This is a genomic window from Leisingera sp. ANG49 (assembly GCF_059694505.1).
In genome coordinates this window covers 1-359 of record NZ_JCATZN010000067.1, presented here as the reverse complement: position 1 = coordinate 359, position 359 = coordinate 1, and the positions used below count along the sequence as shown (strand labels likewise).

Genomic DNA, 359 nt, shown 5'->3' with positions numbered 1-359 from the left:
AGCTGAAGTCGATCTGATCCTGCGTATCGTCGAAATCCGCGATCACATCCAGGACGCCGTCCCCTGCACTGCTTTCATCGAAACTGTTGAAGACAAAGACATCCGAACCCGCACCGCCGCTGAGCGTATCGGTTCCCAGCCCGCCAGTCAGAGTATCTGCACCGTCTCCCCCCGCCAGCGCATCATCCCCTGCGCCGCCATCAAGCTGATCGGCCCCGCCGCCGCCATCCAGCAGATCGCTGTCATTGCCGCCCTCCAGGGTGTCCTGGCCGGACTCGCCGATCAGGATGTCCTGGCCTGCACCACCGCTCAGGCTGTCTGCTCCGGTTCCGCCGAACAGATCATCGTCCCCGTCATCC

Annotated in this window: 1 protein-coding gene; it reads right to left on the bottom strand. The window is 63.2% G+C overall.

Annotated elements, in window-relative coordinates; translation table 11 throughout:
- Positions 1-359, bottom strand: a 359-nt coding sequence (locus AC58NV_RS23760) for a calcium-binding protein (protein ID WP_497229332.1), incomplete at both ends; no start/stop codon positions are given.